Annotated in this window: 17 protein-coding genes; 15 read left to right on the top strand and 2 right to left on the bottom strand. The window is 36.1% G+C overall.

Annotated features, from left to right (window positions below; translation table 11 throughout):
* Nucleotides 1-92: 92 nt before the first annotated feature.
* The gene (locus MHB75_RS09645; RefSeq protein WP_340997399.1) at nucleotides 93-662 is read left to right on the top strand and encodes a TetR/AcrR family transcriptional regulator; all 570 of its coding nucleotides are present in this window, start codon (nucleotides 93-95) and stop codon (nucleotides 660-662) included.
* Nucleotides 663-730: 68 nt separating this feature from the next.
* Nucleotides 731-3,211 (top strand): YhgE/Pip domain-containing protein, encoded by a 2,481-nt coding sequence (locus MHB75_RS09640; RefSeq protein ID WP_340997397.1) that lies wholly within the window; start codon nucleotides 731-733, stop codon nucleotides 3,209-3,211.
* A gap of 224 nt (nucleotides 3,212-3,435) precedes the next feature.
* On the opposite strand, the gene yhfH is transcribed toward MHB75_RS09640, so the two are convergent.
* Complete coding sequence (gene yhfH, locus MHB75_RS09635; protein ID WP_082701353.1) at nucleotides 3,436-3,561, bottom strand: protein YhfH; 126 nt, start codon at nucleotides 3,559-3,561, stop codon at nucleotides 3,436-3,438.
* Nucleotides 3,562-3,703: 142 nt separating this feature from the next.
* On the opposite strand from yhfH, the gene MHB75_RS09630 reads away from it, so the two are divergent.
* From MHB75_RS09630 to MHB75_RS09600, 7 genes are all read left to right on the top strand, one after another.
* Nucleotides 3,704-4,696 carry a lipoate--protein ligase gene (locus MHB75_RS09630; RefSeq protein ID WP_141272894.1) on the top strand — a complete coding sequence of 331 codons (993 nt, stop codon included), beginning with the start codon at nucleotides 3,704-3,706 and terminating at the stop codon, nucleotides 4,694-4,696.
* Nucleotides 4,697-4,715: 19 nt separating this feature from the next.
* On the top strand, nucleotides 4,716-5,420 hold the full coding sequence (locus MHB75_RS09625) for a response regulator transcription factor (RefSeq protein ID WP_340997392.1): 705 nt from the start codon (nucleotides 4,716-4,718) through the stop codon (nucleotides 5,418-5,420).
* Nucleotide 5,421: 1 nt separating this feature from the next.
* Complete coding sequence (locus tag MHB75_RS09620; protein ID WP_340997391.1) at nucleotides 5,422-6,411, top strand: sensor histidine kinase; 990 nt, start codon at nucleotides 5,422-5,424, stop codon at nucleotides 6,409-6,411.
* A gap of 14 nt (nucleotides 6,412-6,425) precedes the next feature.
* A complete protein-coding gene (locus MHB75_RS09615; protein ID WP_068451145.1) occupies nucleotides 6,426-7,199 on the top strand; it encodes an ABC transporter ATP-binding protein in 774 nt (257 codons plus the stop codon).
* Nucleotides 7,171-9,111, top strand: a complete 1,941-nt coding sequence (locus MHB75_RS09610) for an ABC transporter permease (protein WP_340997389.1) — start codon at nucleotides 7,171-7,173, stop codon at nucleotides 9,109-9,111. Before MHB75_RS09615 ends, MHB75_RS09610 begins: the two co-directional genes overlap by 29 nt.
* A 205-nt stretch (nucleotides 9,112-9,316) precedes the next feature.
* Entirely contained in the window at nucleotides 9,317-10,765 is a 1,449-nt protein-coding gene (locus MHB75_RS09605) for an AMP-binding protein (protein ID WP_340997387.1), read from the top strand.
* Nucleotides 10,762-11,007, top strand: a complete 246-nt coding sequence (locus MHB75_RS09600) for a hypothetical protein (RefSeq protein WP_141272904.1) — start codon at nucleotides 10,762-10,764, stop codon at nucleotides 11,005-11,007. The genes MHB75_RS09605 and MHB75_RS09600 overlap by 4 nt, the downstream gene beginning before the upstream one ends.
* A 46-nt stretch (nucleotides 11,008-11,053) precedes the next feature.
* Here MHB75_RS09600 and MHB75_RS09595 read toward each other — a convergent pair whose 3' ends face one another.
* Nucleotides 11,054-12,430 (bottom strand): amino acid permease, encoded by a 1,377-nt coding sequence (locus MHB75_RS09595; protein ID WP_141272906.1) that lies wholly within the window; start codon nucleotides 12,428-12,430, stop codon nucleotides 11,054-11,056.
* Nucleotides 12,431-12,722: 292 nt separating this feature from the next.
* Between MHB75_RS09595 and MHB75_RS09590 the strand changes: the two genes are divergently transcribed.
* The 6 genes from MHB75_RS09590 to hprK all read left to right on the top strand — a co-directional run bounded on the left by MHB75_RS09590 (nucleotide 12,723) and on the right by hprK (nucleotide 18,974).
* On the top strand, nucleotides 12,723-14,681 hold the full coding sequence (locus MHB75_RS09590; protein ID WP_340997383.1) for a S9 family peptidase: 1,959 nt from the start codon (nucleotides 12,723-12,725) through the stop codon (nucleotides 14,679-14,681).
* 120 nt (nucleotides 14,682-14,801) lie between these two features.
* Nucleotides 14,802-15,449 (top strand): VTT domain-containing protein, encoded by a 648-nt coding sequence (locus tag MHB75_RS09585; RefSeq protein WP_285216432.1) that lies wholly within the window; start codon nucleotides 14,802-14,804, stop codon nucleotides 15,447-15,449.
* Nucleotides 15,450-15,546: 97 nt separating this feature from the next.
* On the top strand, nucleotides 15,547-16,020 hold the full coding sequence (locus MHB75_RS09580) for an S-ribosylhomocysteine lyase (RefSeq protein ID WP_141272912.1): 474 nt from the start codon (nucleotides 15,547-15,549) through the stop codon (nucleotides 16,018-16,020).
* 266 nt (nucleotides 16,021-16,286) lie between these two features.
* Nucleotides 16,287-17,525, top strand: coding sequence for an EAL and HDOD domain-containing protein (locus tag MHB75_RS09575; protein ID WP_340997381.1), 1,239 nt, complete (start codon nucleotides 16,287-16,289; stop codon nucleotides 17,523-17,525).
* Between the two features lie 97 nt (nucleotides 17,526-17,622).
* Nucleotides 17,623-17,931, top strand: coding sequence for a cytochrome c551 (gene cccB / locus MHB75_RS09570; RefSeq protein WP_068451163.1), 309 nt, complete (start codon nucleotides 17,623-17,625; stop codon nucleotides 17,929-17,931).
* Nucleotides 17,932-18,050: 119 nt separating this feature from the next.
* Nucleotides 18,051-18,974, top strand: coding sequence for an HPr(Ser) kinase/phosphatase (gene hprK / locus MHB75_RS09565; RefSeq protein ID WP_068451166.1), 924 nt, complete (start codon nucleotides 18,051-18,053; stop codon nucleotides 18,972-18,974).
* The last annotated feature ends 25 nt before the right edge of the window (nucleotides 18,975-18,999 follow it).

Raw genomic sequence — 18,999 nt, 5'->3', positions numbered from 1 at the left:
TTGCTAAATTCGTTATGTAGGTATAAAATAAATGACTAGGTGACCGAAAGTGGTTTCTGGTCATTTTTACTTATTATAAAGGGTGTGAGGAAATGGATCGTCGACATGAAATATTGGTCGCGGCAAATAAGTCTTTCACATTATTCGGTTATAAAGCTACAACGATGGATCAAGTGGCGCGTATGGCGAATGTTGGGAAGGGAACTATCTATACATTTTTCGAAAATAAAGATGTACTATTTCAAGAGATTGTGATGGGTATGATTGAAGAAATGAAAAACGAAGCAGAGCGTATTATTAATCCAAATATTAGTTTTTTAGAAAATACACATCAAATTTTAATGAAGCTCTTACAATTTAGGGATGTACATAAACTTTATGCGAAGCTTGTAGAAGAAGGTCATGCACTTCGCACACCACAAGTAGAAAATGTCCTGAAAAAAATCGAAAACGAAATCTTAACGTATATTTCAAGTAAGATTCAAATTGCCATTGATAAAAAAGAAATCAAACCATGTAATCCTGAGCATGTTGCATACTTAGTTTTTAAAGTTTATTTATCTTTTGTTGTAGAATGGTCAGAAACACATGACGAAGAACTTGATGAACATACAATTGTAGATTTATTTAAAAATACACTCTTTGGTGGTTTAACACCATAGAGTCTTTTTAAACAATCGAATGACGGTATGAGGTTTTTAGTCCTTAAGTATTTAGGAGGGAAATGGAATTGATTAAAGCAGAGTGGACGAAAATATTCAAAAATAAAATGATGTTCATTTCATTAGTAGCAATTTTATTTGTTCCAATCATTTATGCTGGTATGTTCCTATGGTCTTTTTGGGACCCATATGGTCATTTAGATCGGCTACCAGTTGCAGTTGTGAATCAGGATCGCGGTGCAACAGTTGATGGGAAGAAATTAAAATTAGGCGACGATTTGACAAATGAATTACTCGATAAGAAAAATTTGAACTTTAAATTAGTTTCTGAAAAAGAGGCTGAAAAAGGAATGGAAGATCGTACATATTATATGACGATTCGCATTCCGAAAGATTTTAGTAAAAATGCAGGTACTTTATTAGAAGATAAACCTGAAAAACTAAAAATCAAATATATACCGAATGAAGGAATTAACTTCTTAGCAAGTCAAATCGGTAAGAGTGCAATTGAAACGATTCGTACAGAGGTAAATGAAGAAGTATCAAAAACATATGCTGAGCAACTTTTTAAAAACATTGCTAAATTGGGCGATGGATTCCAAGAAGGCTCAGACGGCGCTAAAAAATTAAAAAATGGTGCCGGGAAATTAAAAGATGGTGCGAATGAACTGAAAGACGGGATTATTAGCGCCGAAGATGGAGCAAGCCAGTTAAACGACGGGGCATTATCAGCAAAAGATGGTGCGGGACAGTTAAGTACAGGAATTGCTTCTGCTGCAAAAGGTGCAACACAGCTAGGTGATGGTACATTATCAGCGAAAGACGGAGCAAGCCAATTAAATAATGGGATTAGCTCAGCTTCAGATGGTTCAACACAATTACAAAATGGTTCACAGCAATTAAAAAATGGTACAGCAACGCTTGTATCGGGTTTAGAAAATAACACATCGAATATTCAAGCATTAAATAACGGTGCACAAGCAGTAAATGATGGTGTAGGTTCTCTACAAAAAGGTTTAGGTGTGTTAGCGAATGGTTCACAATCTGTATCAGATGGTGTGACAGCGCTTGTGGATGGTTTAGGAGCCTTACCACAAACTGTATCAAAACTACAAAATGGTGTATCCGGTATTAATGATGGTGCAGCAAAAGTAGCAGCAGGTACAAAAAATGTAGCAGATGGAACAGCAGCACTTGAACAACAAATTGCGGCTTTAGAAATTCCAGAAGAACAGAAGGCTGTATTACTTGCAACAGCGAAACAAGTGAGCGCAGGTGCAAAAGCTACAAGTGACGGAGCGGCAAGTTTAAGCTCTAATACAGCGGTATTAAATTCAGAAGTATCAAAAATACAAGTGCCTGAAGCTGGCGATTTAAGTAAGTTAAAATCTGGGGCAGCACAGGTAGCAGAAGGTGCAGCTACAGCAAGTAATCAAGTGAAAAATAAATTAAAACCAGGTACAACGGAACTAGCAGCTGGTACAGAAAAACTTGAACAGAATTGGAGTAGCTCGGTTGCAGGTGCTAAAAAATTAGACGAAGGTGCAGGTTCATTAAATACAGGAATCTCATCTCTAAATAACGGTCTATCAAAATTACAAACAGGTTCTAATAGTCTTGTATCTGGTTTAGGTGAACTATCAAACGGTGCATTTAAATTAACAGATGGTATGGGACAATTACAAACAGGTTCGACAAGTTTAGTAGCGGGTCTAGGTAAATTATCAAATGGAACAACGTCATTACTAAGTGGTACACTGAAGTTAGAAGATGGTTCAGGTCAACTAGCTGATGGTACACAAGAGCTTCAAAATGGCGCGAAAACATTACAAAAAAAATTGGGTGATGCTTCATCAGATGTAGCAGAGATCCATGCGACAAATGAAACATACGACATGGTAAGTAACCCAGTAGAAGTGGATAAAAAACCAATCAACCATGTTGAAAACTATGGTACAGGTTTTGCACCATACTTCATCTCAATGGGATTACTTGTTGGTGGTATTGTTGTAACAGTCATCTTTTCAATTGTTCACCCAGCTATTCGTCCAACGAATGGAACATCTTGGTTCTTAAGTAAAACAAGTGTATTAGCTGTAATTGGTTTATTACAATCTGTCATTGTTGTAAGTCTTGTGAAGTTATTCTTAGGTATTGAAGTTCAAAACTTAGGTGCTGTGTTCTTACTTGCGTTGGTCGCAAGTTACACGTTCATGGCAATCATTCAAATGTTTGTAACATTATTCAACGATGTCGGTCGTTACATCGTACTTATTCTAATGGTTCTGCAATTAACATCAAGTGCTGGTACATTCCCACTTGAATTAATTCCAGAACCGCTACAAGAATTGAATAAATTCATGCCGATGACCTATACAATCCAAGCGTTCAAAGCAGCCATTTCAACAGGTGACTTTGACTTCTATTGGGAAAACATCGCCGTACTCGGTTCAATTATCGTCGTATGTTTACTTGTAACATTCGGTTACTTCCAATTACTATTCAAAAAACGCTATTCAAGTACACCAACTGAAGAAACAAAAGCATAAAAATAAAAGCGTTTCTGCCTTTATATAGGAGGTAGAAGCGCTTTTTACATATGAAAAAACGCTTAGAGATTGGTTCAGAATCTCTAAGCGTTTTTGGATTTACTCCATAAAATTAAGCGACTTTATATAGGTTCATATTCTATGGTTCAGTCTAGAATATAAACGGTAGTGATTGAACTAGAAATATTTTGGGGAATTTCTAGCTCAGCACATAACAGTATTGATTACAGTGATTCACAATGATGACAAGTGTTTGAGTAACACTCACTTTGTTCTTCGATTTTCTCTCCACATTTGGCACAGTGTTTGTCCGGCAGGTTCTTGAAAAATTCTACAACGTTTTCTAACATTTGAATTCGCCTCCTAAGCAATCTGTTATATTACTGTTTTGTTATTTAACATTGTATTATAATACAGAGTGAAAAGTCAATACAAAACATAAAAAATAAAGTAAAATAGATGTGAGAACTTAAAAAAGGAGCTAACGAATCTATGTTATTCATTGATAATAAAGGGATTACAGACCCACGTATAAATTTAGCAATTGAGGAATATGCACTGACAAATTTAGATGTAGAAGAGGGCTTATTACTGTTTTACATAAATCAACCGTCGATTATTATCGGTCGTAACCAAAATACAATCGAAGAAATCAATACGGACTATGTCGAAGAAAATGATATTATTGTCGTTCGCCGTCTTTCAGGTGGTGGTGCTGTATATCATGATTTAGGTAATTTAAACTTTAGCTTTTTAACAAAAGATGAAGGAGATAATTTCCAAAATTTTAAGAAATTCACGCAACCTGTAGTGGACGCACTAAATCACATGGGTGTAAAAGCAGAATTATCAGGGCGAAATGATATTTTAGCTGAAGGAAAGAAATTCTCAGGGAATGCGATGTTTTCAACAAATGGCCGCATGTTCAGTCATGGTACACTGATGTTCAATGCAAACATTGAAGAAGTTGTACGCGCTTTACGCCCTAAAAAGGAAAAAATGGAGTCAAAAGGGATTAAATCAGTTCGTTCACGCGTTACGAATATTATTGATTTATTAGATGACCAAACGGTTACAATCGAAGATTTCCGTTTAGAAATTTTACAGGCTATTTTTGGTGGAGAGGATCAAATTCGCTACTATGAACTAACAGAAGAAGATTGGAAAGCGATTCATAAAATTTCAGAAGAACGCTATCAAAAGTGGGAGTGGAATTACGGTAAATCGCCGAAATTCAATACACAGCGTTCAAAAAAGTTTGCATCGGGCTTTATCGACTTACACATTGAAGTGAAAAAAGGTATGATTGAAGATATTCAAATCTTTGGCGATTTCTTCGGTGTTGGCGATATGGTAGATTTAGAACAAGCTTTAAAAGGTGTTCGATATGAAGCAAGCGCTATACGAAAGGCACTTCAACCATTTGATTTACCAACTTACTTTGGTGGCGTGACAGAAGAAGAATTTGTACAATTAATGTATTAATAGAGAAGGAGGGAACAAAATGGACAAGCACCGTATTTTAATTGTAGAAGATGATTTGAAAATTGCTTCTATGCTTGCGGATACATTGCGAAAATACCATTATGAAGTCCAAACTGTACAGGCCTTTGATCAGATTGTAGAAGAGTTTAAGGCTTTCTCTCCTCATCTTGTTTTGTTAGACATCAACTTACCTTCTTATGATGGTTACTATTGGTGTCGACAATTACGACAATTCACAACAGTACCCATCATTTATATATCTGCTCGTTCGGGCGAAATGGATCAAATTTTTGCACTTGAAAATGGCGGCGATGATTTTATTACGAAACCATTTCACTATGAAATCGTACTTGCAAAAATTAAAAGTCATTTAAGAAGAACGTATGGTGAATATGCTTCAAAACAAGAGGAGAGAACCGTACAACAAGGGCAATTACAATTATTTTTAGAACGTATGGAATTACAAGTGAGGGATGAGATGATTCCTTTACAGAAAAAAGAATGTGTCATTCTAGGGTTACTTATGAGTGAAGCACCAAAAGTTGTCTCTCGTGAACATTTATTAGAAGAATTATGGGACGACCAAGCTTTCGTTGATGAAAATACGCTAAATGTAAATATGACGCGCGTTCGAAAAAAGCTAGCGGATTATGACGTACAGTCAACCATCGAAACTGTACGAGGAGCAGGTTATCGTTTTTTATTGCATGAGGAGGAGGCGTAGCATGGCAGCACTTAAGCTTTTCATTCGTGACCACGCTATTTTCTTCGTATTCGAATTGTTTCTTGTAGGGTTTATTCTGCTACTTTATTGGTTAGATGGCTTTCGTAATACAAGTACAGCTATTTACTCCATCATCGTAACGATTGTGTTTACGCTGACTTTTTTAGCTTTACGTTATATGATGCGCCAAGCATTCTATAAAAAAATTGTGCATTTACCAACGACGATGGATGATGCACTTCAAAAAAATGCGAAAACAGCAGAAGAAGTACAAGTCGAGGAGTACATGCATGAGTTATATCGTATTTATCAGTTAGAAGCGCAAGAATTATATGCAAAGCAAAATCGCCATCTTCAATTTATGAATCAATGGGTACACCAGATGAAAACACCAATTGCAGTGATGGAATTGATGTTGCAAGAAGATGAGCCACTCGACAAAAAAAGTACACGTGAAGAGATGGAACGCCTAAAACATGGTTTAGAAATGGTATTAATGAATGCACGATTGGATACATTTGAAGAAGATTTAAAAATTGAGCAAACACATTTGAAACAAATCGTGACAGAAGTCGTCAATCAACACAAACGCCTTTTTATCTCGAATCATGTCTTTCCGAGTATTGATGTATCAGATGATATTGAAGTACCAACTGATCCAAAATGGCTCAAGTTCATGATAGGGCAGTTTTTAACGAATGCGGTGAAATATACGTTTGAAGATGGCAAAAAAGTATATATTTCAGCGATTCAACATGAAGAAGGGATTGCACTTCAAATTCGTGATGAAGGAATTGGCATTCCAGCGATGGATTTAAAACGTGTTACGAAAGCTTTCTTTACAGGAGAGAATGGTCGTAAAACGGGAGAATCGACAGGAATGGGGCTTTATTTAGCACAGGAAATCTGTACAAAATTAGGACATAAGTTGGCGATTGAATCAACAGTTGGAGAGGGAACAACGATTACCGTTTGTTTTAAATACGCTTAGAATGAGGGATGAAAATGGCTTTATTGAAAATTGAAGACGTGACGAAGGTATACGAAGGTAAAGTGACGCATCGTGCTTTGAATCAATTTAGCTTTGAAGTAGAGAAGGGTGAGTTTCTAGCGATTATGGGACCATCGGGTAGTGGTAAGACGACACTTCTCAATCTTATCTCCACGATTGATCGCCCGACTTCTGGCGTGATTGAATTAGACGGTGTGAATCCACATGACTTAAATAAAACAGAGCTTGCTTATTTTAGAAGAAAAGAACTCGGCTTTATCTTTCAAGATTTCAACTTACTTCCCATGCTCAATGTCGAAGAAAATATGGTGCTACCTCTAACACTCGATGGTATGAATGTAGAAGAGATGCAACGCCGTATTGATGTATTAGCACAAGAACTGGACTTAACGAAAATTTTAGAAAAAAGACCGAACGAAATTTCAGGTGGTCAGGCGCAAAAGACAGCCATTGGTCGTGCATTAATTCACCGTCCAACGCTGATTTTAGCTGATGAACCAACAGGGAATTTAGATTCTAAATCAACAAAGGACGTACTAGAGTTATTAGGACGGATTAATCAACGAGAAAACGCCACAATTGTTATGGTAACACATGACCCGATTGCAGCAAGTTATTGTGACCGCGTACTGTTCATTAAAGACGGGGAGTTTTTCAATGAAATTTATAAAGACAATCAGCGACAAACATTCTTCCAAGGGATTTTGAATGTCTTGAGCTTACTAGGGGGGAATGTTGGTGACTTTACGTCAGTTCGCCTTCCGTAATGTCATTCGAAATAGCCGTGTATATGCGGCCTTTTTTATGGCAAGTATTTCATCGGTCATGGTATTTTTCATTTATTCCATGCTCATGTATCATCCGCGTGTTGAGAATGAATTTGTAACAGAGATTGCATTTCGTGGGATGTTTATTGCGGAAATTATTTTAGTGTTATTTATGCTGTTCTTTTTATTCTATTCCGTACGTGCCTTTTTAGAAGCGCGTTCAAAAGAGTTCGGTATTTTAATGCAATTAGGAATGGAAAAAAAACAGTTGAATCGTTTAGTTCTTTTAGAAATTCTAATTATTGGTATGACTTCAGTCATTTTAGGGATTCTATTTGGTTTTGTTTTTTCAAAGTTCTTTTTCATGGTTGTACGTGAAATTTTAGAGATTAAATCGCTTGCACTTTATTTTTCATGGAAGCCTTTTGCACTTACGATTGGTACGTTTATGACACTATTTATCGTCATCTCCTATGTGAGTATTTTTACGATTAAAGACGATCATGTCATTCAACTAATTAAAGGAACACAGCGAAAACCAGAAGATGTCACATTCTCATGGGCGCGCGCAATCTTTGGTATGGTATTACTAATTACAGGGTATATTTTAGCTGCCAATGCGACGAAGAGTAACTTAGTGACATTAGCAGGATTATTACCACCAATCGTGACATTCGGTACGTATTTATTCTTTACAGATACAGTACAAGTCTTTTTAAAGCTCATTCGGAAAAATAAACATGTTTACTGGCGTAAATATCGTTTACTATCTGTTTCAGAAGTAGCAGCCATGTTAAAAGAAAATGCACGCATGTTCTTCATTTCGTCGATGGTATCAACGCTCGCTTTTTTAGCGATTGGCACATTGAGTTCGCTATCAACATTTTCGCATAAATATCATCAACTGAATCCTCTTAGTCTCGTGTACACAAGTTCGGCTGACAACCCGTATGAACATCGCCATATTACGAACCTTCAACATGAACTACAAGAAGAGGGGTTAAGTTATCGATTAGATCGTGTCGTCGTAAAAAGGCAGACTTCTTCTAAAACGCATGCACCTGTTAAGATTATTAGCGAAAAAGATTTGAATAATTTAGCTGTTTCGTTAGGTTATCCACTTGTCTCACTAGAAAAAGGACATGCACTTTTCTTAGCGTATTCGGAAGAATCATTAAAAATGCTATCAAAAGAAAATGTTTATACAACGCTACAAGAATCAAATGTGAAACTACATATTGATTCTGCCTACCCGAAAATTATATTCCCAGCAGATAAGTTAGGGACGAATCAAATTATTGTCAGTGATGAAGATTTTAAACGTATTTATGCACCTATGATGGGGATGAATGGGACACATTCTTCAAGTCATATTTATATTTTTAATGTCCCAAAATGGCAAGATACTAAATACGTAGGGCATGACTTAGAAATGATGATTAATACTGCCTATGCAATGGGAACTGAAGCATCATTACCTTTTTATTTTGAAAATACAGGTTTAGATTATTCGTTTATTCGTTCGACATTCGCACTGTTATTATTCATTGGATTATTAGCTGCAGCGGTCTTTTTCTTAGCAGCAGGAAGCTTTATTTACTTTAAGCTTTATACGAATCTAGAACAAGAGAAAAAACAATACGAAACATTATATCGAATGGGTGTAACGAAGAAAGAAATTCGTAAACTCGTCAATCGACAACTCATTCCACAGTTCTTTTTACCATGGGCAATTGCGATGGTGAATAGCTTATTTGCCTTCATCTCTTTACAAGTATTTTGGCGAGGTATTGCAGATTTATCAATTATGAGGGAGATTATTTTAGTGATGGTTGGCGTATCACTCTTACAATTGCTCTATTTTTATCTCATTCGCTGGCGTTATTTAGCGCATTTAAAAATAAATATTTAACTAAAAGATAAATTAGGGTATAAGTGTAAAAACATGACCCTACATGAGCATAAGAAGAACTGGAATCGCGCTATGGTGCGGTTCCAGTTTTTCGTTGCGAATGCTAAAAAAGAAGATGAACTGTTTTGTCCCAGTCTGTTTTTCTCTTAACATTGTGAAATGCAAAAAATTAACATACAATGTAACGTAATAGGAGCGTGATGATATGAGTCTTTTGAACAGCTTTATTGAAAATGTGCGAAAAAACCCAACTAAATTAGCGATTCAAGCAGAACGTGAATCTTATACATACGAAGAAATGAGTCGTGTAATCGAAGGAATTCAACGAGATTTAAAGGAGAAAGGGTACAAAGCAAGGGACCATATTGCGATTATGATGGGCAATGAACCAACATTTATTTTTTCACTCTATGCCATTTGGGCAATGGGTGCAACAGCTATTCCGATTAACCCAAGTTATACTAAACATGAAATTCAATACATTCTAGAACAAAGTGATGCAAAGACTGTACTGGTCACACAACAATATCAAGCATTAGAGGCAATAGTATGTCCTGTGGAAATGGTTGGATTATTCTCTATAAACAACTGTTTACAAGATACTCATATACATTCTATGGCAGATGTGGCTGTTATTTTATATACATCAGGTACGACAGGTCATCCCAAAGGAGCTATGTTAACGCATGAAAATCTATTTGAAAATGCTCGAGATGTAGCAGAATTTCTAGGTATTTATCATGATGATCGTATGATTACAGTATTACCTGTATTTCATGTATTTGCATTGACCGTAGCTGTCAATGCGCCACTTTTACAAGGCGCAACACTACTTCTTCAATCACATTTTAGCCCTGTTCGAATTTTCGAAGCAGCAAATGAACAAGGAGCCACTGTTATGGCAGGCGTTCCTACTATGTATAATTTTTTACTACATACAGAATCTAGTTATGAAAAGCCACTCGGTTCAATTCGTTTAGCTATTTCAGGCGGTTCATCTTTACCAAGAGCAGTGATTGAACAATTTGAAGAACGATTCCAGCTTCGTATTTCAGAAGGATATGGCTTATCCGAAGCTTCTCCAGTTACATGTTTTAATCCTTTAGGTAAACAAAAAGTGGGTTCAATTGGGCAGAGTATCGTTCATGTAGAAAATCGTATTGTAGATGAAAAAGGATTCGAAGTGCCGCGTATGAAGATTGGTGAATTAACAGTACGTGGTAAGAATGTGATGAAAGGTTATTATAAAATGTCTGAAGAAACCGCTAATGTCTTAAAAGATGGCTGGCTATACACAGGTGATTTAGCCTATATGGACGAAGAGGGTTATGTATTTATTGTTGACCGTAAAAGAGATTTAATCATTGTAGGTGGATATAATGTTTATCCACGAGAGGTTGAGGAAGTTTTATATCAACACGAAGCGGTATTAGAAGCAGCTGTTGTTGGATTAAATGATGTAGAATACGGTGAAAAGGTATGTGCATATATTACGTTGAAAGAAGAAATTCATCCAGAACGTTTGAAAATGTATTGTGAAGGGCATTTAGTAGAGTATAAGTGTCCTACAGAAATACGAATTGTCGAGCAATTGCCAAAGAATTCTACAGGTAAGGTATTGAAAAGACAATTAGCAGAGGAGGAACTGAGATGATTGCAACAATTGTTTGGGGAGCGATTAGTCTAATACTCGTTATTCTTGTGATTTATGTGATTTTCAGATATTTATTCCGACACAATAAAGCAGATCACATATATGCACCATTTGATGAGGCGACTTCCGGTACAAGACCTGATATAGATGGGCGTAATCCAATTTCACAAACGCGTGAAAAAGTGCAACAAGAGCAAAAATACAATGAACAGACTGAACAAAAAAATACGGATTCAAAATAAAAAACAGGCTGGAGCATATATGCTTCAGTCTGTTTCGTATTGAAATTTAGAATGAATCGCCTTGATTCTTTTGCTTTTTGTAAACAACAAAGTAGAAGAAAATGAGTAAGGCAATCCAGATAGGGCCTACGATGAGTGCAATACGAGTATCCACGTTGAAATACATAAGCACAACAACCATGAATAAGAAAGCGATTGCAAAGTAAGAACCTAATGGATAGAAAATATTTTTAAATGACAACTTATTTACTTGAGTGCCTGTCAGCGTTTTACGGAATTTAATTTGCGCAAATAATATAATGAGCCACGTCCAAATGGCACCGAATGTCGACACACTTGTTAAGTAGATAAATACTTTTTCATCTACGAAGTAGTTTAAAACAACACCGATTAATAAAACAATAGCTGAGAATAGAATTGCGACAGTTGGTACACCTGTTTTTCCAACGTTGTGGAAAATTTTCGGTGCTTGTTTTTGACCAGCCAGGTTGAATAACATACGACCTGTACTGAAAATACCACTGTTACAGCTTGATAAAGCAGCTGTTAGTACAACAAAGTTAATAATACCAGCAGCGTAGCGAATACCTACTTGATCAAACATCATAACGAATGGACTACTTTGACCGTCCATATCACTCCAAGGATAAATCGACAGAATAACGGTTAATGCACCTATGTAGAAAATCAACACACGCCATAATACCGTATTAATTGCTTTTGGTAATGTCTTTTTTGGATTATTGGCTTCACCAGCTGTTACGCCAATCATCTCCACCCCTAGATATGCGAACATAACAATTGGTAATGCGCCGATTACGCCTGAGAATCCATTTGGCATGAATCCACCATGTGACCATAAATTAGAGAAACCGGTTGCAACACCACCGTTGCCAATTCCAAATAGAATAACGGCTAAACCAATTACAATCATTGCGATAATCGCAAATACTTTAATAAAGGCGAACCAGAATTCGAATTCACCAAATACTTTTGCGGCAATTAAGTTGACTAATGTCATCGCAACAAGTGCTGCAAGTGCCCAAGCCCATTTTGGTGAATCCGGGAACCATAATGTCATATAAATACCGACTGCTGTAATTTCTGCCATACACGTTACAATCCATAAGAACCAATAATTCCACCCCGTAATAAATCCAGCTAGTGGTCCTAAAAACTGTTGTGCATAACGACTGAATGATCCTGCTACAGGAATTTCAACTGCAATTTCACCTAAAGCACGCATAACAAAGAAAATAACAAGACCGCCCATTGCGTATGTCAGTAAGACTGCTGGACCCGCAATTTTGATAGCGCCAGCTGAACCGAGGAATAAACCTACTCCGATGGCAGCGCCGAGCGACATCAATGCAATATGTCTTGATTCGAGACCTCGCTTGAGTTCTGGTTGCTTATTACTCATAAAAAACAACTCTCCTTAGTGCATTTTTTGTGTTTCCATAACATGATAGCATAATGTTTTCCAATTCACATGATATAAATAGATTATATCTCTTAAAAATTCAGAAAATACAAGTGGTTTCAAGCACTTATGATACTTAAAAAGTGTACACTGATATGAAAAAATAGGCAAGATAGAAAATTTATGTATTTTTGATTTACTTTTAAAGTATAACGAGAAATAATGTGTATTAATTAGATTTGTGATATTTTCTATAACAGGTTTATAATGGTAGTAGAGGAGTGTGAATTAGATGAAAAAATATGTAGAAAAAGAAGATTTATTTGAATTGGTATCAGTTGCGACACCTATTATCGCACCGAATCAGTTACAGGCTGTTTTTCTGAAAACAGTAATAGACGAAAAAGAAAATACGTACTATAACTATTTGTATCAATTAAATTTACAAACACGACAGATACAACAGCTTACTTTTGGAAAAGAACGTATTTCTTCGGTTCAATGGTCTCCAAATAGCAAGGTGGTTTCCTTTATTTCAACAAGGGAGAAAGAGGCAACTTTATATATTTTACCGATTGATGGCGGAGAAGCACGAGCGGTTGTAAAAGAATTACGTCACATTACTTCTTATCAATGGTACATAGATAGTGCGACAATTTATTTTACAGCAAAAATAGAGCAAGATTTTTTCGAAGAAAAGAGAGAAAAGAAACGACCAGAAGCCTATCATGTCGATCGTATGCGCTATAAATTGAATGGTACAGGTTTACTCAATACGAAACAATACGCTGCTTTTGCGAAGTTGGATGTAACAACTGAAGAAATAACACCGCTTATAAAAGATGAAACGAATTATAATGTACAGCATGTTTCGCCTGATGGTCAGACAGTATTATTAACGAATTGGTCTACAGCAAAAGATGACGATTTTTCGATGCAACTCTTACAATATTCAATAGAAGAAAAAACAATGGAAAAAATCTTTGATATGGATGGTTCGTTAGGTGGAGCAACGTACTCACATGACGGAGCTTACATTGCTTTTGAGGTGTCGCCAAACGAACCCTATCGTAATGCCACACATAATGAAGTGTATGTATACGATGTAACACAGCAATCCGCTTGGTCATTAACCGCGATGATGGACTTACCTGTTGGAGACTATGCAATTGGCGATGTACAACAGAGTGTTCAAGCACCTTCTGTTGTTTGGACGGAAGGAAATGATCTCTACTTCCAAATGTCATCAATGGGCGATGTACGCCTGTACTACGCAACATTGAGTGGGGCAATCTATCCTGCTACACCTGAAGAAGAACATATTTACGGGTATGACATCACAAAGGACGGACAATATGCATTGATTGCTTGTTCGTCACCGACAACCGTTAGTAACCTCTATTTACATGAAGTTACAACAGGCGAACGTCATCAACTGACACAATTCAATGAAAACTATGAACAAACACATCATCTAGTTAAGCCAGAAATTATTCAAGTGGAGAATGAGGGACAACTTGTATGGGGATGGTTGATGAAACCAGCTCAATACCAAGAAGGACAGAAATATCCATTGATGTTAGCGATTCATGGTGGTCCACATATGATGTATGCGAATACATTCATGCATGAAATGCAGTTACTCGCTGCAGAAGGTTATGGTGTCCTATACATGAATCCTCGTGGTAGTCATGGTTATAGCCAAGAGTTCGTAAATGGTTGTCGTGGTGACTATGGTGGCGGTGATTACCGAGATTTAATGGCAGCAGTGGATTTAGCAACCTCAGAATACGCATGGGTTGATTCAAGTCGTCTAGGTGTAACAGGTGGTAGTTATGGTGGATTTATGACAAACTGGATTATTGGACATACAGACCGATTTAAAGCTGCATTGACGCAACGTTCTATTTCAAATTGGGTGAGCTTCTTTGGCGTATCCGATATCGGTTACTATTTCACACCATGGCAAATTGAAGGGGATATGCATGATGTAGACAAACTTTGGGAGCATTCGCCATTAAAATATGTCAAAAATAGTACAACACCACTGATGATTTTACATGGAGAATTAGATGATCGTTGTCCGATTGAACAAGCAGAACAGCTGTATGTAACAATGAAGTCAATGGGGAAAGAGGTAGAGTTTATTCGTTTTGAACAGGCAAATCATGATTTATCACGAACTGGTTTACCGAATTTGCGTTTACAGCGATTAGAAGCCATTCAAAATTGGTTTGTTAAGAAATTGTAAATTTCTTTAAAATAGCAACTTTTCCATGATGGTGACGTTCAATTTCACATGACAGTTTATATACAAAAAGGTATGATAGACAAAGAAATCATAGAAAAGGATTGTGGATGAAAAAAGATGATTAGCATGATTGAATATATTATTAGTTTTATCGTACACATCGATCAACATCTTGTAGAAATCATTCGAGACTTTGGCAACTGGACATACGGTATTTTATTCGCAATCGTTTTTGTTGAAACAGGTCTTGTTATTTTTCCATTCTTACCAGGGGACTCGCTATTATTTGCCGCAGGAACATTTGCCGCAATTGGTTCATTAAGCTTACCAACATTGCTTCTTGTGTTCTTCTTTGCTGCTGTAATTGGTGATTCATTAAATTATGAAATCGGTAAAAAAGTAGGGACGACGATTCGTCCAGGTACACTTATGGGAAAAATGATTAATCAAGAAAAGATGAATAAAGCAGAGGCGTTCTTTAATAAGCACGGCGGTAAAACAATCGTCATCGCACGATTTATGCCCTTTATTCGTACATTTATTCCATTCGTTGCAGGTGCAAGTCGAATGAAGTATAGCTACTTCTTAATGTATAACATCGTAGGCGCGGCGTTATGGGTGGGAAGCTGTACATTACTTGGTTATTTCTTTGGTAATATCCCAATTGTAAAAGAGAATTTCTCTACCGTATTAATTGTGATTATTTTCCTTTCGGTTATTCCAGCATTCGTTGGCTTTATCAAATCGAGAAAATCAACTATATCGTAAAATAAAAAGACTTTTGCTTAAAAAATAGCAAAGGTCTTTTTTTAAATAAATATATGTTAGAATATTCTTAATAATGAATTTAAAAGGAGTTTTCATGATGACAGAAAAAATGAATGTAGAAAGTTTTAATTTAGATCATACAAAAGTACAGGCACCATTTGTTCGCCTAGCAGGAATTAAAAAAGGTCAGCACGGAGATGAGGTATATAAATACGATATTCGTTTTAAACAACCGAATAAAGAGCATATGGAGATGCCTGCACTTCACTCAATTGAACATTTAATGGCTGAAAATATTCGTAACCATACAGATTACGTAGTAGACTTAAGTCCGATGGGATGTCAAACAGGTTTTTATTTATCGATGATTAATCATACAGACTATGATGAAGTATTAACAATTTTAGAAAATACATTACAAGATGTTGTAGACGCAACAGAAGTCCCAGCATGTAACGAAGTTCAGTGTGGCTGGGCAGCAAGCCATAGTTTAGAAGGCGCAAAACAGTTAGCGAAAGAGATGTTAGATAAGAAAGCAGAATGGTCAATTATCTTTAATGAGACTAAGTAACTAATTGTTATATTAAAATAAAAATGAAAGGGAAATCGCTAAAATAGCCGATTTCCCTTTTTTTATGATAGAATAAATTTATAATATTTACCAAATAATCCAAAGGATATTATCATAAAAATAATTAAATGTGAAATATTTTCTATTTATTAGGTTAGAATAACTGTATGTATGGTACAAAAATTATATATTTTATATAGAAGGTAAAGACTAAAGTCATAAATATTGCTATAATAAAATGGACGAAATAGTGAGGGAGTAGGAAAATGGAGATTTTTATCGGTAGACAACCGATTTTCGATGAAAATGAAAAATTATTTGCTTATGAGCTCTTATATAGAAATGACCAAGAACAGAATGAATATATGGCTGTAGACTCCGATTTAGCAACGGTAGAGGTCATTATAAACTCATTCTTTTCAATTGGTTTTGATGAATTAGCGAGTGGTAAGCCATGCTTTATTAATTTTACGGATGCACTATTAAAAAGTGATATTTTTGAAAGTTTATCACCGCGAGAAGTGGTAGTAGAAGTATTAGAAGATGTGCCAATTACAGCTGAGTTAGTGGAGCGTGTCAAAGAGGTTCATAATAGGGGATTTCGCATTGCTTTAGATGATTTTGTTCTTCAAAATCATGTGAGTTTATATGACCAGCTCTTTCAATATGTTGATTACATAAAAGTGGATTTTTTGCTATCGACAGAAGTAGAACGACATGAAATTGAAGAGAAAGTATTAAGACATTATCCACATATCACATTGCTTGCGGAAAAAGTAGAGACGAGAGCACAATATTTAGAAGCTAGAACAATTGGGTATAAGTTGTTTCAAGGGTACTATTTTAAACAGCCTCAAATTATTAAAGGTAATGAAATTCCAGCAAATATGCTGCAATATTATAAAGTAATTGCTTTGTTAAATAATGAAGAACCAGATGTTGATGGGTTAGTTGATCATATTGAACATGACGTTGCGCTTTCTTTCAAATTATTAAAGCTCATTAATAATTCTTCTAAACGAACAAAACGAAAAATCCGTTCGATTAAACAAGCAATTTTACTACTTGGATTAACGGATTTACAAAGATGGGTGCAAATTTTAATTTATCGTGAGTGGAGTAAAAAGCCTAAAGCGGATATGTATGAAGAATTAATGAAGACATCACTTTGTCGTGCCAAATTATGTGAGCTCATGGCGAAAAGAATTGGTTATCGTAATCACTCAGAGTATTTTTTAGTGGGTATGTTCTCATTAATTGATGCTTTATTAGAAAAACCAATGAACATTATTTTGGCGCAGTTACCTTTGTCAGATGAAATTGTTGAAACGATTTCAGGAAGTGAAACAGCATTATCTCCTGTTTTAGATATGGCAATTGCACTAGAACGTTTAGATTGGGAAGAAGTAACACGTTTAGAAGGTAAGCTTCAACTAAAAACAGACGAACTATTTGAATTTGTGGAAAAAGCCAATCAATGGGTAACAAACTTCCAATTAGTTTAATAGAAAGTTCCTTTTTTCGTGATAATTGAAATCTATGTATGAATCCTGTTATTGTATAATAAGTTAGAATGAAGAAGCTTGTACTGGAGGGGAAGACATGAAAAAAGTATTTTTTGCAACCATTCTTGGTTCGGCATTACTTTTAGGTGCTTGTGGTTCAAGTGAATCAGGATCAGGTGATTCAACAAAAGTAGATGGTGAAAAGATTGCAAAACAGAAATGTATTAGCTGTCATGGGAATGAATTAAATAATGGGAATGCACCTTCAATTAAAGATATCGGTGCAAAGAAATCTGAAAAAGAGATTTTAGACATTATTGAAAATGGTCAAGGTGGCATGCCTGGTGGTATTGTCAAAGGCGACGAAGCAAAAGCAGTTGCAGAGTGGCTTTCAACTCAAAAGTAATTTAAAAAGCAGTTTGATTGTAGAAATGACAATCGAGCTGTTTTTTTGTATCGTTTTAAGGAAGAAATTCCGCACGCTACATGATAAAATAAACGTACGATTGAGAGGACGTGAACAAGTTGGAACAAGTATGTACGAGAGATATAATGGAAGTATTTAATTTGAATCTCATTTGTGGGGAAGAAGGAATTGGTCGTCACATTTTAACAAGTGATATTTCGAGACCGGGTTTAGAGATGGCTGGTTATTTCACGCACTATCCAGCAGAGCGTGTACAGTTACTCGGCAAGACAGAGTTATCATTCTTTTTAATGTTACCAAAGGCGGAAAGAATTGAGCGCATGCAAAAGTTATGTGCAGAAGATACTCCTGCTATTATTATTTCGCATAATATGGAAGTACCTGAAGAATTACGTATGGCTTCGGAAGAAAATCATGTACCAGTACTAACAACGAATCTATCAACAACACGTTTTTCAAGTAAGCTGACAACGTATTTAGAGAGTCGTTTAGCACCTTCAACAGCTGTACATGGTGTATTGGTTGATATTTATGGAATAGGCGTACTCATTACAGGAAATAGTGGTGTCGGTAAAAGTGAGACAGCACTAGAGCTTGTAAAGAAAGGCCATCGCCTTGTCGCAGATGACTGTGTGGAAATTTACCAAGAGAGTGAGAATACACTGATTGGGAATGCACCACCGCTTATTGCACATATGTTAGAAATTCGTGGTATTGGAATTATCGATATTATGACAATGTTCGGTGCTTCAGCTGTTCGTCGCCATAAAAGAATTTCTCTTGTCATCGACCTTGAGGTTTGGGATTCCGAAAAAACATATGATAGACTAGGAATCGAGACAGATACAATGCGTATTTTAGATACCGATTTAACGAAGCTGACAATTCCTGTAAGGCCGGGACGAAACTTATCGGTTATTATAGAAGTAGCGGCAATGAATCACCGTCTAAAAAATCTTGGTGTTAATTCTGCGGAAGAATTTACAAAGAGACTAGAAGATGTAATTCAAGGACAGGGGTAAGTCCTGTACGTGGAAGGAGAAAGAG

The sequence above is a fragment of the Kurthia sp. FSL E2-0154 genome, assembly GCF_038003625.1.
GTDB classification, from domain to species: Bacteria; Bacillota; Bacilli; order Bacillales_A; family Planococcaceae; genus Kurthia; species Kurthia gibsonii.
Note: the sequence above shows the minus strand (reverse complement) of the source record. Positions and strands in the feature narration are given on the sequence as shown.

Bases quoted from the DNA above. Each gene is read 5' to 3' on its own strand.
- MHB75_RS09645 (WP_340997399.1), top strand. From the start codon at position 93: ATGGATCGTCGACATGAAATATTGGTCGCGGCAAATAAGTCTTTCACA.
- yhfH (WP_082701353.1), bottom strand. From the start codon at position 3,561: ATGTTAGAAAACGTTGTAGAATTTTTCAAGAACCTGCCGGACAAACAC.
- MHB75_RS09630 (WP_141272894.1), top strand. From the start codon at position 3,704: ATGTTATTCATTGATAATAAAGGGATTACAGACCCACGTATAAATTTA.
- MHB75_RS09625 (WP_340997392.1), top strand. From the start codon at position 4,716: ATGGACAAGCACCGTATTTTAATTGTAGAAGATGATTTGAAAATTGCT.
- MHB75_RS09620 (WP_340997391.1), top strand. From the start codon at position 5,422: ATGGCAGCACTTAAGCTTTTCATTCGTGACCACGCTATTTTCTTCGTA.
- MHB75_RS09615 (WP_068451145.1), top strand. From the start codon at position 6,426: ATGGCTTTATTGAAAATTGAAGACGTGACGAAGGTATACGAAGGTAAA.
- MHB75_RS09605 (WP_340997387.1), top strand. From the start codon at position 9,317: ATGAGTCTTTTGAACAGCTTTATTGAAAATGTGCGAAAAAACCCAACT.
- MHB75_RS09600 (WP_141272904.1), top strand. From the start codon at position 10,762: ATGATTGCAACAATTGTTTGGGGAGCGATTAGTCTAATACTCGTTATT.
- MHB75_RS09595 (WP_141272906.1), bottom strand. From the start codon at position 12,430: ATGAGTAATAAGCAACCAGAACTCAAGCGAGGTCTCGAATCAAGACAT.
- MHB75_RS09590 (WP_340997383.1), top strand. From the start codon at position 12,723: ATGAAAAAATATGTAGAAAAAGAAGATTTATTTGAATTGGTATCAGTT.
- MHB75_RS09580 (WP_141272912.1), top strand. From the start codon at position 15,547: ATGACAGAAAAAATGAATGTAGAAAGTTTTAATTTAGATCATACAAAA.
- MHB75_RS09575 (WP_340997381.1), top strand. From the start codon at position 16,287: ATGGAGATTTTTATCGGTAGACAACCGATTTTCGATGAAAATGAAAAA.
- cccB (WP_068451163.1), top strand. From the start codon at position 17,623: ATGAAAAAAGTATTTTTTGCAACCATTCTTGGTTCGGCATTACTTTTA.